The organism is Ditibartonella apis (assembly GCF_001952075.1).
In the GTDB taxonomy this organism is placed as follows: Bacteria; Pseudomonadota; Alphaproteobacteria; order Rhizobiales; family Rhizobiaceae; genus Bartonella; species Bartonella apis.
Genome location: NZ_LXYU01000001.1, coordinates 481554 through 495869 on the forward strand (window position 1 = coordinate 481554; position 14316 = coordinate 495869).

Below are 14316 nucleotides of genomic sequence, written 5' to 3' on the forward strand. Positions count from 1 at the left end.
AAATTCTCGACTTATTCGTCAAGCTTTGTCTGTTTCACACCTATCGGCGAGGTTGCATGTTTCATAACAATCGGCATTTGCGCAATCATAAAGATAATAGTGATCGGCATGACACCGAAGACCTTGAATGTCGTCCAGAAATCATTGCTGAAATTGCGCCATACCAATTCGTTCAACACGGCAAGAAAAATAAAAAACCAGGCCCAGCGACGCGTTAAAATTTTCCATCCCTCATCATCAAGTTGAAAGGCAGAATCAAGCACATAGCCGAGAAGCGATTTATTGAATGCCAGACCACCAAACAGGATAAGGCCGAAGAGTGTGTTGATAATTGTCGGCTTCATCTTGATGAATGTATCATTATGAAGCCAAAGCGTTAAAGCCCCGAAAATCAACACAAAGACGCCGGAAATAAGCGGCATGATCGGGAGTTTTCGTGCAATAATCCATGAGGCAACGAGTGCAATAACAATGGCAACCATGAAAATTGCCGTGGCAGGAAAAATCGGTTTTTCAAATCCCTGAAACAGGCCGACATGTTTGATAAGCCATTCGCCCTTGTAATTGGCAAAGAAAAACACCACCAGTGGCCCCATTTCCAGAATGAGTTTGAGCGCCGGTGACATATGGAGCTCTTTTACCGCTTTGGTATCTTCCGGATCGGGTTCAAAAAGTGAATTGGTCATTCGTGTTTTCCTGCTATTGCTTCGGCAAAGTCCGAAGCTGCGAAGGGCTCGAGGTCATCAATACCCTCTCCTACCCCGATAAAATATACCGGTAACTTGTATTTTGCCGCAATGGCAACAAGGATGCCGCCGCGCGCTGTTCCATCAAGTTTTGTCATGACAAGGCCGTTCACACCGGCAACGTTGCGGAATATTTCCACCTGGTTTAGCGCATTCTGGCCGGTTGTGGCATCAAGTGTTTGCAAAACAGTGTGTGGGGCATCCGGATCATGCTTGCTTAAAACACGCACAATTTTGGCAAGCTCGTCCATAAGTTCGGTTTTATTCTGCAAACGTCCTGCCGTGTCAATGATAAGAACATCACTTCCGGCAGCTTTAGCTTTTTCATAAGCGTCATAGGCAAGGCTTGCCGCATCGGCACCGAGTTTGGTCGAAACAACCGGTGCATTGACCCTGTCTCCCCAGATATGGAGTTGTTCGATAGCAGCCGCACGAAAAGTATCACCAGCCGCCAGCATCACTTTTAATCCGCCGGCGGTTAGCTTGGCTGCCAATTTTCCGATTGTTGTGGTTTTTCCGGTTCCATTCACACCGACAACCAATATGACATGCGGCTTATGGCTCAAGTCAAGTTCAAGCGGGCGGGCAACCGGCTCAAGTACTTTTTTGATCTCGTCACTCATGATCGTGCGTACTTCGTCGGTTGATATATCTTTGCCATAGCGGCTTGATGCAAGGGTATCGGTGATACGGAGAGCGGTTTCAAGACCAAGATCGGCTTGAATGAGTACATCTTCCAGATCTTGCAATGTCGCTTCGTCAAGTTTGCGCTTGGTAAAAATGGAACTGATGGAATCACCAAGTTGGCGGGAAGAACGGGCCAAGCCCGATTTCAACCGTTCAAACCATGACATTTTTTTGGGTTCATGGAGCGGTAAATCCGGCTTGACGACCTTGTTTTCGGTTCTCGTCACCTTGTCGGTAATTGTTACGGTTTTGTGAGCCGAAGTGTTTGTTTCGGCCTCTGTTGTCTCTATCGTTTGTGAACCGACAAATTCCGCTTCTGGAACTTGTGGTTTTTTTGAAGGTTGCCTTTCCTCCTTTTTCTTTTCGGCTAAAGCGGGTTCTAAATTTTCTGATGAAGTGTCTGGCCGCTCTTTTTTCGCTTTGACCGGTTCGTTGTTTTCAGTGTTGGTGGCTTCGCTCTGTTTTTTTTCCTGAGCTGCCTTATAGGCTTCAAAGGGTGACAAAGCGGGCGTTGCCGCTTCTTTTTTCACATCATTGTCTGAATCCGTTTTCGGGTTCGAGCCAAAAGAAAAAACTTTTTTAAATAAACCTTTAGCCATAAAAATCCCCGGTCAGGCAGCGTTACGTTCGTCGAGCTTGGCAATAAGTTTGTCGCCATCCTGGCCGACAATGTGGCCTTTAACGATGGTTCCGGCAATTGCACCGTCGATTTTGGTCAGTGTGAAATCCTCCGTGCGGCCGATTCCATCATGTTCGACAAGAATCATGTGTTCGGTGTTTTGTAAATGCTTGAGATGGTCGTTATAGGCTTTTTGCCCCTTTTGCCTCAGTTTTTCTGCTCTCAGTTTGACAATATGCCGATCAACCTGTGGCATACGGGCAGCCGGTGTGCCTTCCCGCGGGCTATAGGGAAAGACATGAAGATGTGTCAGTTTACAATCATCAACGAGCGCCAATGTATTTTCAAACATCGCATCGGTTTCTGTCGGAAAACCGGCGATAAGATCGGCGCCATAAACCATTTCGGGACGCTTGTCGCGTAAATCGTTGCAAAACCGGATTGATTGATCGCGTAAATGGCGCCGTTTCATGCGTTTCAAAATCATATTGTCACCAGCCTGAAGTGAAAGGTGCAAATGCGGCATTAACCGTGGTTCATAAGCCAGTAATTCCATCAATTCATCATCGACTTCTACCGAGTCTATTGAAGAGAGGCGCAAACGCGCAAGATCGGGAACGTTTTTCAAAATTGAATGAACAAGTTTGCCGAGAGTTGCCTTTCCGGGAAGATCAGGTCCATAGCTTGTAAGATCAACGCCGGTGAGGACAACTTCCTGATAGCCGTTTCCGTTAAGGCGTTTTATCTGTTCGACGACTGCACCCATTGGAACGGAGCGTGACGGCCCCCTTCCATAAGGAATAATGCAAAATGTGCAGCGATGGTCACAACCGTTTTGCACTTGCACAAAAGCCCGCGAATGCCCTTCTATCGAGTCAACCATATGGGGCGCATTTTCTTTCACGTCCATGATGTCGTTGACTTTGAGTTTTTCGTAATTGTTGACACCGAAATCCGGAAGCTGACGATAGGAATGGGCATGCAGTTTTTCTTCATTCCCCAAAACCAGATCAACTTCGTCCATATCGGCAAAATTCTGGCCCATAGTTTGGGCGGCACAGCCTGTTACAATGATACGTGCAAGCGGGTTTTCGCGCCTCGCTTTGCGAATTGCCTGTTTTGCCTGACGAACGGCTTCGGCCGTGACAGCGCATGTATTGAAGATAAATGCGCCGTTTTCCAACTTATCAAGACCGGCTTCAGCACTTTCTTTGCGCATGACCTCAGATTCAAATGCATTAAGTCGACAGCCGAAGGTGACAATTTCAGTTGCCATTATGAAATCCTTTGATATTCGCCCGAAACCGGATCGAACTTTCCGCTAAACTCGAATTCCGTCGGTCCCGTCATGATGATATGGTTGTCTTTATCCCATAAAATGTCGAGTTTCCCACCTGGTAGAGTTACAGTCACATGCCTTTTTGTGAGTGCACGTCTTGATGCGGCAACAGTTGCGGCACAGGAAGCGGTGCCACAAGCGCGTGTAAGGCCTGCTCCCCTTTCCCATGTCCGCAAAGTCAAAGAAGTGGGCGATGTGACGTGCGCAATCGAAATATTGCAACGTTCGGGGAAAAACGGGTCATGTTCAAGTTCGGGACCATATTTATCAAGGGCTATTTTCTCGATATCATCGCCAACGAAAAATATTGCATGTGGGTTTCCCATGGAAACCAGCGAGGCATCATGAAGTAGCCCGCGACCGATATCGGCGTGGTTTGTGTCGGCAATGGCATGTGACACCGGTATTTCCTGCCATTCAAGATGCGGAATTCCCATATCGACCGATACCAAACCGTTTTCACGGCGCTTTGCCCTGACAATACCGGCAACCGTATCCAGTTTGAAATTGTCGCCCAGATTTTGCTTATAGAGCCATTCAACAACGCAACGTGTACCGTTTCCGCAGGCCTGAGCTTTGGATCCATCCGAGTTCCATATGACAATGTGGTAATCACTACCGGATTTAATTGGCTTATGAACCGCCATTATCTGGTCGAAAGCCGTATCGCGTTTTTTAGAAAGAGCGATAGCAGCTTTTGGTGTTATGTCTGTTTTGGTCTCGCGCATATCGGCAACAATTATTTCATTGCCGAGACCATTCATTTTTTCAAAAGGGATCATATTTGCCATCTACCTGATGTTTATTACGATAATATGGCTGAAAATCCAAAAAAATTCCAGCGCAAGCACGATCAACAATCGGAATAGTTCAGCGACTAATAAAAACCGGAGATTGATGAAAATCCAACTATTGATCAGAATATTGGAGAATTTTGAAAATGATCGCCATTTTCAGCGTTTACGAACTGATTTCCGATTTAATTTAGCGCCATTTCTAAAATTCTCTATTTAAGGTAAATAAATTCCGGTCATGTTTGTGTTTAAAAATAACATTTAAAAACAATATGTTAAACAATAATTTTATGGGCAAAAGTTTTTACTCAGGAAATCGAAGCTGCATCCGGTCCCCTCTTTTGTTCATCAATCATGAAGAAGAGCAGATGTTTTTCTTTTTTTCTCACACTTTTTTGCTATGTATAGTCTTTAAGTAAAATTTAACCATCGTGCCTTTCGTCTGTACGGTATCACTGCGCAATCATGCGATGAGGAAAGTAGGAATATGACAGTCTCGAGGAATTCACTTCTGGTATTGACAGTTATGGCAACAATGCTTGCCGGTTGTGCGAATTCACGATTCGGCAACAATGGTGGTGGCGAACCGCCGCAGGTGGTTATGCCGGGGCCGCCAAGTTCGGGTGGTGTCAGCCAGTCCGAGTTGCCGCCGCCGGATAATTTTCCGGCAGCACCCAATAATAGCGTGAGTAGCAGTGCCCCACAGCAACAACAGACCGAAGTAGCCAGTCTTCAGCCGCCTGCAAACGCTTCGGATTTGACTCCCGGAGCGATTGCCGGTGTCTGGAAAGCTTCGGTTGGCGGGCTGAATTGTCAGATTGCAACACCGCAGACAAAATATGGCCAAGGCTATCGCGCGGGACCGTTGCATTGTCCGGAAGCCTTCTCGAAAGTTGCGTCATGGGCAGTGAGTGGCAAACAGCTGAATTTCTATGACGGCGCCGGAAGTGCTGTCGCTACGCTTTATTCTGCCGGTCCTAGCCGGTTCGAAGGCAATACAGTGAACGGTCAGGCGGTTATTTTAAGCCGCTAATAAAATTGGAAGAGGTCGCAGTCATCAGGCCTCTTTTATTTTCTTCAGCACAAGAAGGGGCTTGTCGATGGGAGCAATGCGTGAGCGCTATGATGCTTTGGTTGAAAACGGTGAAATCGACCGTGATGAAGCGCAAATTACCCTGATCTCGCATTTCGACCGGCTTCTTGACGAGCTTGCTGTTAAGCGTATGTCGCAGAAAAGCTCTCCACTCGGCTGGCTTTTCGGCAAACACAGGGATAACCGAACCGGTGTGCGTGGCCTATATGTTTATGGCGAAGTTGGCCGTGGCAAAACCATGCTTATGGATTTGTTTTTTTCCTGTCTGCCCGATGGTGACAAAAGGCGCGCCCATTTCAATGATTTTATGGCCGATGTGCATGATCGTATAAATCGTCATCGGCAGGCATTGACGCGTGGCGAAACCAAACAGAACGATCCTATTCCCCCCGTCGCGACAAGCCTTGCCAAAGAAGCCAAAGTTCTCTGTTTTGACGAGTTTACTGTGACCGACATTGCCGATGCAATGGTTCTTTCAAGACTCTTTACCGCTCTTTTCAAGGAAGGTGTAACACTGATTGCAACGTCCAATGTTGCGCCTGATAATCTTTATAAAAACGGTCTCAATCGGCAGCTATTCTTGCCTTTTATCAAGATTCTCGAAGATAATGTCGAGGTTTTTAACCTTGATGCAGATACCGATTACCGGCTGGAAAAAGCCGATCGCAAGCCTGTCTATATTACTCCTCTCGGCCATATTGCGCAGGAAAAGATGGACGCTGCATGGGCACTCGTCGAACAAGGAAACACCGCCAAGCCGGATGTTGTCGAAGTTCGCGGACATCCCGTTCAAGTGCCACGTGCAGTAAATAATGCGGCCCGTTTCGACTATATTGATCTTTGCTCCATTCCGCTGGCTGCTGCCGATTATCTCGCCTTGTCGGACCGTTATCATACATTTTTCATTGATAATGTGCCGATTATGGATGATGAACACCGAAACGAGACAAAACGCTTCATTCTGCTGATTGATACGCTTTACGATCGCCACATCCGGCTGTTTATTTCGGCTGCTGCAACTCCCGATAAACTCTATCAGGGAACAAACCAAACCACAGAGACATTCGAGTTCGAACGGACTTCATCACGTCTTTTTGAAATGCAAAGTGAGGAATATTTGGCCAATTGGAATGAAAAACAGGTCAAATAAAGCCTAAAAACCAGTAAACACGCATAAATTGTGTCAATTTGACGCATAAAAGTGAAGAAAAATTGACGTTTACGTAAAGTGAATTCAATATAACCGATTGAATTTATTAGCTTTAGATAATTCTATTGTAATTTTCTACGATTCAGCCTATCGACGATAAAGGTGTAGATCTCATGACTGCGGTTCGTCGCAGCTAAAATCTATACGGGAGTATTAACAAACCCGATTTTTTATTTGGCTTTTCAAGCCGTAATAAAATTGAGGGGCGTTTGGATCATGTCGGCGAGGAGCAAATTCCGCTTTATATTCCGACACTATTTTTAGGGAAGAAACCAGAATGGCACGCAATAAAATAGCACTCATCGGTTCAGGAATGATCGGGGGCACATTGGCACACTTGATTGGATTGAAAGAACTTGGCGATGTTGTCTTGTTCGATATTGCAGAGGGTGTGCCGCAGGGTAAAGGTCTTGATATTGCCGAATCTTCGCCAGTTGAAGGTTTCGACGCAAAATATACAGGCGCCAATGACTATGCAGCAATCGAGGGCGCAAACGTCATTATCGTTACAGCAGGTGTTCCCCGTAAGCCCGGAATGAGCCGTGACGATCTTCTTGGTATCAACCTCAAAGTTATGGAACAGGTCGGTGCCGGAATTAAGAAATATGCCCCTGATGCATTTGTTATCTGCATCACCAATCCGCTTGATGCGATGGTTTGGGCACTGCAAAAATTTTCAGGCCTTCCGGCAAACAAGGTTGTCGGCATGGCCGGAGTTCTCGACTCCGCACGTTTCCGCTATTTTTTGGCAGAAGAATTCAAAGTTTCGGTTGACGATGTGACAGCCTTCGTTCTTGGCGGTCATGGTGATTCGATGGTGCCGCTTGCCCGTTATTCGACAGTTGCCGGCATTCCTTTGCCGGATCTCGTCAAAATGGGTTGGACAACCGAAGCAAAGCTCGAAAAAATTATTCAGCGTACCCGCGATGGTGGTGCAGAAATCGTTGGTTTGTTGAAAACCGGTTCGGCTTATTATGCTCCGGCAGCTTCGGCTATTTCGATGGCAGAAGCCTATCTGAAAGATAAAAAGCGTGTTGTACCGGTTGCTGCGCATCTTTCCGGCCAGTACGGCGTTAAAGACACATATGTTGGCGTTCCTGTTGTTTTGGGTGCTGGCGGTGTCGAACGCGTTATCGAAATTGAACTTGATAAGAAAGAAAAGGAAGCTTTCGATAAATCTGTTCATGCTGTTCATGGCCTTTGTGAAGCCTGCGTAAAACTTGCACCAAACTTGAAATAAGTGGGGGTCACCCCACTTTTTCATTCACATAAGTCGGATATACCGATTTTCCGGGACCGGACTTTCGGCCCACAATAGAAAAGGAAAAATGAATGAATATCCATGAATATCAGGCCAAGCGTCTGCTTCATGAATATGGCGCACCGATAGCAAACGGTGTTGCTGTCTATTCTGTAGAGCAGGCAGAGGAATGGGCAAAAAAATTGCCCGGACCGCTTTATGTCGTTAAAAGCCAGATTCACGCTGGTGGGCGCGGCAAGGGTAAGTTTAAAGAACTTGGTCCCGATGCTAAAGGTGGCGTCCGTCTTGCAAAATCGGTTGAAGAAGTTGTTGCCAATGTCAAAGAAATGCTTGGCAAAACACTCGTCACCAAGCAGACAGGACCGGCCGGAAAACAGGTAAATCGTCTTTATATTGAAGATGGTGCTGATATTGAACGCGAACTTTATCTGTCACTTCTCGTTGACCGTACGGTCGGAGAGGTTGCTTTTGTCGTTTCGACAGAAGGCGGTATGGATATTGAAACCGTTGCACATGATACACCTGAAAAAATTCTCACCCTCCCGATTGATCCGGATAAGGGCGTTACCGCTGAAGACAGCGCAAAACTTTGCGATGCTCTGAAGCTTGATGGTGTTGCTCGTGAAGACGGATTGAAACTTTTCCCGATTCTTTACAAAGCTTTTGTCGAAAAAGACATGAGCCTTCTTGAAATCAACCCGTTGATCGTCATGAAAAACGGTCATTTGCGGTTGTTGGACTCGAAGGTATCGTTCGACAATAATGCACTTTTCCGTCACCCCGACATTGTCGAGTTGCGGGATACTTCAGAGGAAGACCCGAAGGAAATCGAAGCTTCCAAACACGATCTTGCCTATATTGCTCTTGATGGCAATATCGGTTGCATGGTCAATGGCGCAGGCCTTGCCATGGCAACGATGGATATCATCAAGCTTTATGGTGGAGAGCCGGCAAACTTTCTTGATGTTGGTGGTGGTGCTTCCAAAGAGCGCGTGACTGCCGCTTTCAAGATTATTACAGCCGATCCCCATGTACAGGGCATATTGGTAAATATTTTCGGTGGCATCATGCGTTGTGATGTTATTGCCGAAGGTGTTCTGGCTGCGGTCAAGGAAGTCGGTTTGAAAGTGCCTCTGGTTATTCGTCTTGAAGGCACGAATGTTGATAAGGGCAAAGCTCTTATCAATGAAAGTGGTCTGAATGTAATCTCGGCGGATGATCTTGACGATGCCGCCAAGAAAATTGTCGCAGCCGTGAAGGGAGCTTGAAGTCATGTCGATTCTTATCAACAAGGATACCAAAGTTCTCGTACAGGGTTTGACCGGCAAAACCGGTACCTTCCATACCGAACAGGCACTTGCCTATCATGGGACCAAAATGGTCGGTGGCGTTAACCCGAAAAAGGGCGGCGAAACCTGGCATGGTGCCAATGGTGAAGAATTGCCTATTTTTGCAACTGTTGCCGAAGGCAAGGACAAAACGGGAGCCGATGCATCGGTTATCTATGTTCCGCCGGCAGGTGCTGCTGCTGCAATCATGGAAGCTATTGATGCCGAAATTGGCCTTATTGTTTGTATCACGGAAGGTATTCCGGTTCTTGATATGGTCAAGGTCAAGGCAAAATTGAGAAAATCGAAGTCGCGCCTTATCGGCCCAAACTGCCCCGGTGTTCTTACACCCGATGAATGCAAAATTGGCATTATGCCGGGATCGATTTTCAAGAAAGGTTCGGTCGGTGTTGTGTCGCGCTCGGGCACTTTGACCTATGAAGCTGTTTATCAGACAACAGTCGAAGGTTTGGGCCAAACAACAGCCGTCGGCATTGGTGGCGATCCGGTCAAGGGTACCGAATTTATTGACGTACTTGAGATGTTCCTTGCAGATGATGAAACCAAGTCGATCGTTATGATCGGTGAGATCGGTGGTTCTGCAGAGGAAGATGCTTCCCAATTTCTGATCGATGAAGCCAAGAAGGGGCGCAAAAAACCGGTTGTCGGTTTTATTGCCGGTCGTACAGCGCCCAAGGGCCGCACAATGGGGCATGCCGGTGCTGTAATTTCCGGTGGCAAAGGAGGAGCCGAAGACAAGATCGCTGCTATGGAAGCAGCCGGTATTCGGGTTTCTCCGTCACCTGCGCAAATCGGCAAGACGCTCGTTGAGGTTCTTAAAGGATAATTACAAAAAAGCCACTCGGGCGACTGGTTCGGGTGGCTTGATTTTTTTAACAGAAGCGAATGCTTCTTCAACACCAATTCGTAGGGTGTTCCCGCGGATATTAAGGAGACGGAACAGGTGTTCCGGCAGAATATATGGCAAGGCAGGACCAGACAAACGATCTTTTTGAACAAACTTCGTTTTTATATGGTGGCAATGCTGATTATATAGATCAGCTTTATGCCGAGTATGAGAAAAACCCCGCCGGCGTTGATCCGCAATGGCGTGAATTTTTCGATAATTTAAAAGACAATAAAGAAGATGTGCTGAAAAATGCTGAAGGCGCATCCTGGCAGCGTGACAATTGGCCGGTAAAGCCGGTAGGCGAGCTGGTATCAGCTCTGGACGGTGATTGGTCCGCTGTTGAAAAACATATGGGCGACAAGCTCAAAGGCAAAGCAGCAGAAGCAGCCAAAAAAGGCGGTTCGGCTGTAAGCAATGCCGATATCATTCAGGCAACCCGCGATTCAGTGCGCGCGATTATGATGATCCGCGCCTATCGTATGCGCGGCCATCTTCATGCAAAACTTGATCCGTTACAATTGCGTGAAGCACCGGAAGATTATAACGAATTGTCGCCTGAAACCTATGGTTTCACAACGGCTGACTATGATCGCAAGATATTTATCGACAATGTTCTCGGGCTTGAATATGCAACAATCCCGCAGATGTTGGAGATATTGAAAAACACCTATTGCAATACAATTGGTGTCGAGTTCATGCATATTTCCGATCCGGCAGAAAAAAGCTGGATTCAGGAACGCATTGAAGGCCCGAACAATTGGGTGTCGTTCACGCCTGAAGGTAAAAAGGCTATTGTTCATAAGCTTGTAGAAGCCGAAGGTTTCGAGAAGTTTCTAGATACAAAATATAAAGGAACCAAGCGTTTCGGCCTTGATGGCGGTGAATCGCTTATTCCGGCTCTTGAACAGATCATCAAGCGCGGTGGTGCTCTTGGTGTGGAAGAGATCGTTTTCGGTATGGCTCACCGCGGACGTCTTAACGTTCTTTCGCAGGTGCTCTCCAAGCCCCATCGCGCGATCTTCCATGAATTCAAAGGTGGCTCATATAAGCCTGACGATGTTGAAGGTTCAGGCGATGTGAAATACCATTTGGGTACATCTTCCGATCGTGAGTTCGATGGCAACAAGGTGCATTTGTCACTTCTTGCCAACCCGTCCCACCTCGAAATTGTCGACCCTGTTGTGATCGGTAAAACCCGTGCAAAACAGGATTTGCTTGCCGGTCCAAGCCGCAGTGATCTTGTTCCGCTCAGCGAGCGGGCAAAAGTTATGCCGGTTCTTATCCATGGTGATGCAGCATTTGCCGGTCAAGGTGTTATTCAGGAAACATTGGGTCTTTCGGGACTGAAAGGTTTCCGTGTTGCCGGCTCTATCCACTTCATCATCAACAACCAGATCGGCTTTACCACCAATCCGCGTTTTGGTCGCTCGACACCTTATCCGTCAGATATTGCCAAGATGATCGACGCGCCGATTTTCCACGTCAATGGCGATGATCCGGAAGCAGTTGTTTATGTTGCCAAGGTTGCAACAGAATTCCGCATGATTTTCCATAAACCGGTTGTTATCGACATGTTCTGCTATCGCCGGTTTGGTCACAATGAAGGTGATGAACCTTCCTTCACGCAGCCATTGATGTATAAAGCCATTCGTGGTCATAAAACCACTTTGGAACTTTATGGCGAGAAGCTGGAAAAAGAAGGCCTTATCAAAGCTGAAGAACTCGACCAGCAAAAGCGCGAGTGGCACGACAAACTTGAAAAAGAATTTGAAGCAGCCACTTCCTATAAGCCCAACAAGGCCGATTGGCTTGATGGTACATGGACAGGCTTGAAAGCCGCCGATAATGCCGATGACCAACGTCGCGGTGCAACCGGTGTGCCAATCAAGACACTGAAAGAAATTGGCGAACGTCTGGTTGACATTCCCGCCGATTTTCATGTTCACAAAACCATTAAGCGTTTCCTTGATAACCGTGCGAAAATGTTTGCAACAGGTGAAGGAATCGATTGGGCGACCGGTGAAGCTTTGGCTTTCGGTTCACTCGTTATCGAAGGTGCACCGGTTCGTCTTTCCGGTGAAGATGTCGAACGTGGCACATTCAGCCAGCGTCATTCGGTTCTTTACGATCAGGAAAACGAAAACCGTTATATCCCGTTAAATAATCTCAAAAAGGGTCAGGCCATTTATGAGCCTGTCAACTCGATGCTTTCGGAAGAAGGTGTATTGGGATTTGAATATGGATATTCACTGGCACAACCGCTCGGCTTGAACTTGTGGGAAGCCCAATTCGGTGACTTTGCGAATGGTGCACAGGTTCTTTTTGACCAGTTCATTTCCTCTGGCGAGCGCAAATGGTTGCGTATGAGTGGCCTTGTCTGCCTGTTGCCACATGGATTTGAAGGTCAGGGACCGGAACACTCTTCAGCCCGCCTTGAACGTTATCTGCAACTATGTGCAGAAGATAATATGCAGGTTGCCAATTGTACGACACCGGCAAATTACTTCCACATTTTGCGCCGTCAGATCAAACGCGATTTCCGTAAACCGCTGATCTTGATGACACCGAAATCCTTGTTGCGTCACAAACGCGCCATTTCTTCGTTGAGCGATATGGGAGCCGATACAACGTTCCATCGCTTGTTGCTTGATGACGCCCAACAGCTCAAGGATCAGGCAATCAAGTTGCAGAAAGACAACAAGATCCGTCGTGTCGTTCTCTGCTCCGGCAAGGTCTATTATGACCTTTACGAAGAGCGCGAAAAACGCGGAATCGATGATGTCTATCTGTTGCGTGTTGAACAGCTTTACCCGTTCCCGGCAAAAGCCTTGATCACTGTTCTTTCCCGCTTCTTGCAAGCGGAAATCGTCTGGTGTCAGGAAGAGCCGAAAAATATGGGTGCCTGGTCATTTATTGAACCGTATCTTGAATGGGTACTGGCTCATATCGGCGCGAAATATCCTCGTGCCCGTTATGCCGGTCGTCCTGCAAGTGCTTCGCCTGCAACCGGGCTTATGTCGCAACATCTTCAACAGCTTGCCGCGTTCCTTGAAGACGCGTTGGCTTAATTCTCAAATCACTCTGACGTATGGAAAAAAATTATGGCTAATGAAATCCGTGTTCCTACTCTGGGCGAGTCCGTTACTGAAGCAACCATTGGGAAATGGTTCAAAAAAGTTGGCGATGCTGTCGCTATGGACGAGCCCTTGGTTGAACTTGAAACTGATAAAGTAACAGTCGAGGTTCCCTCGCCTGTCGCAGGAAAATTGACAGAAATTGTTGCCAACGAAGGTGACAATGTCGAAGTTGGCGCGCTTCTCGGCTCGATTGAGGCTGGAGCTGCCGGCAATGTTGCTCCGCAGCCAAAGCCTGCCCAACCGGCACCGAGCGCTCCTGCACCACAACCGGCAGTAAGTGCACCTGCAGCCGCTTCCGGCTCGATGCAGCCTGCTCCTTCAGCAGCCAAGCTCATGGCTGAAAACAATTTGTCAGCCGGTCAGGTTGATGGTTCGGGCAAGCGTGGTCAGGTCCTCAAAGGCGACGTTCTTGATGCTCTTGCAAAAGGCATTTCGGCCGCTGCTCCGGTTGCTGCACCGCGCGCAGCTTCCCAGCCGCAAGATGCAGCACGTGAAGAACGTGTCCGCATGACAAAATTGCGCCAGACCATTGCCCGTCGTTTGAAAGACGCACAAAACACCATGGCAATGCTCACCACTTTCAACGAAGTGGACATGTCGGCTATTATGGACTTGCGTAAACGCTACAAGGAAATGTTCGAGAAGAAACATGGCGTCAAACTCGGCTTCATGGGCTTCTTCACCAAGGCTGTTTGCCACGCATTGAAAGAAGTTCCCGCTGTTAATGCCGAAATCGACGGTACCGACATTATTTACAAAAATTATGTCAATGCCGGTATTGCTGTTGGTACAGCCAAAGGCCTTGTTGTTCCGGTTGTTCGTGACGCAGACCAGCTTTCAATTGCTGGGATCGAAAAAGAAATCGGTCGCCTTGGACGTCTCGCACGTGACGGCAAGCTCGCTGTCGCCGATATGCAGGGTGGCACATTCACCATCACCAATGGTGGCGTTTATGGTTCATTGATGTCCACACCTATCCTCAATGCTCCTCAATCGGGTATTCTGGGTATGCATGCCATCAAGGAACGTGCTGTCGTTGTCAATGGCGAGGTTGTTGCCCGTCCGATGATGTATCTCGCTCTCTCTTATGACCACCGTATCGTTGATGGTCAGGAAGCTGTTACATTCCTCGTTCGCGTTAAAGAATGCCTTGAAGATCCGGAACGTCTCGTTATCGATCTTTAAAATAGGA

10 protein-coding genes and 1 pseudogene are annotated in these 14316 nt (G+C 47.5%); 7 read left to right on the forward strand and 4 right to left on the reverse strand.

Annotated features, from left to right (window positions below):
- Positions 1-11: 11 nt before the first annotated feature.
- The 4 genes and pseudogenes from PEB0122_RS02100 to dapF all read right to left on the reverse strand — a co-directional run bounded on the left by PEB0122_RS02100 (position 12) and on the right by dapF (position 4173).
- Entirely contained in the window at positions 12-686 is a 675-nt protein-coding gene (locus PEB0122_RS02100) for a septation protein A (protein WP_075869488.1), read from the reverse strand.
- Positions 683-1612, reverse strand: a pseudogene (ftsY, locus tag PEB0122_RS02105) (signal recognition particle-docking protein FtsY); the annotation flags it as partial. The pseudogene ftsY and the gene PEB0122_RS02100, both read right to left, overlap by 4 nt.
- 432 nt (positions 1613-2044) lie before the next feature.
- Positions 2045-3328 (reverse strand): tRNA (N(6)-L-threonylcarbamoyladenosine(37)-C(2))-methylthiotransferase MtaB, encoded by a 1284-nt coding sequence (gene mtaB, locus PEB0122_RS02110; RefSeq protein ID WP_075869486.1) that lies wholly within the window; start codon positions 3326-3328, stop codon positions 2045-2047.
- Positions 3328-4173: a diaminopimelate epimerase gene (gene dapF, locus PEB0122_RS02115; protein ID WP_075915692.1), complete on the reverse strand. Its 846-nt coding sequence runs from the start codon at positions 4171-4173 to the stop codon at positions 3328-3330. The genes mtaB and dapF overlap by 1 nt, the downstream gene beginning before the upstream one ends.
- 499 nt (positions 4174-4672) lie before the next feature.
- On the opposite strand from dapF, the gene PEB0122_RS02120 reads away from it, so the two are divergent.
- The 7 genes from PEB0122_RS02120 to odhB all read left to right on the forward strand — a co-directional run bounded on the left by PEB0122_RS02120 (position 4673) and on the right by odhB (position 14309).
- Positions 4673-5218 carry an AprI/Inh family metalloprotease inhibitor gene (locus tag PEB0122_RS02120; protein ID WP_075869484.1) on the forward strand — a complete coding sequence of 182 codons (546 nt, stop codon included), beginning with the start codon at positions 4673-4675 and terminating at the stop codon, positions 5216-5218.
- A 67-nt stretch (positions 5219-5285) separates the two neighbouring features.
- Complete coding sequence (gene zapE / locus PEB0122_RS02125) at positions 5286-6428, forward strand: cell division protein ZapE (protein ID WP_075915369.1); 1143 nt, start codon at positions 5286-5288, stop codon at positions 6426-6428.
- Positions 6429-6765: 337 nt separating this feature from the next.
- Complete coding sequence (gene mdh, locus PEB0122_RS02130; protein ID WP_075913772.1) at positions 6766-7728, forward strand: malate dehydrogenase; 963 nt, start codon at positions 6766-6768, stop codon at positions 7726-7728.
- A gap of 92 nt (positions 7729-7820) precedes the next feature.
- The gene (gene sucC, locus PEB0122_RS02135) at positions 7821-9017 is read left to right on the forward strand and encodes an ADP-forming succinate--CoA ligase subunit beta (protein ID WP_075869481.1); all 1197 of its coding nucleotides are present in this window, start codon (positions 7821-7823) and stop codon (positions 9015-9017) included.
- 4 nt (positions 9018-9021) lie between these two features.
- Entirely contained in the window at positions 9022-9924 is a 903-nt protein-coding gene (gene sucD / locus PEB0122_RS02140; protein ID WP_075869480.1) for a succinate--CoA ligase subunit alpha, read from the forward strand.
- 134 nt (positions 9925-10058) lie between these two features.
- The gene (locus PEB0122_RS02145) at positions 10059-13055 is read left to right on the forward strand and encodes a 2-oxoglutarate dehydrogenase E1 component (RefSeq protein ID WP_075915370.1); all 2997 of its coding nucleotides are present in this window, start codon (positions 10059-10061) and stop codon (positions 13053-13055) included.
- Positions 13056-13088: 33 nt separating this feature from the next.
- Positions 13089-14309 (forward strand): 2-oxoglutarate dehydrogenase complex dihydrolipoyllysine-residue succinyltransferase, encoded by a 1221-nt coding sequence (gene odhB, locus PEB0122_RS02150; protein WP_075915371.1) that lies wholly within the window; start codon positions 13089-13091, stop codon positions 14307-14309.
- Positions 14310-14316: the final 7 nt, after the last annotated feature.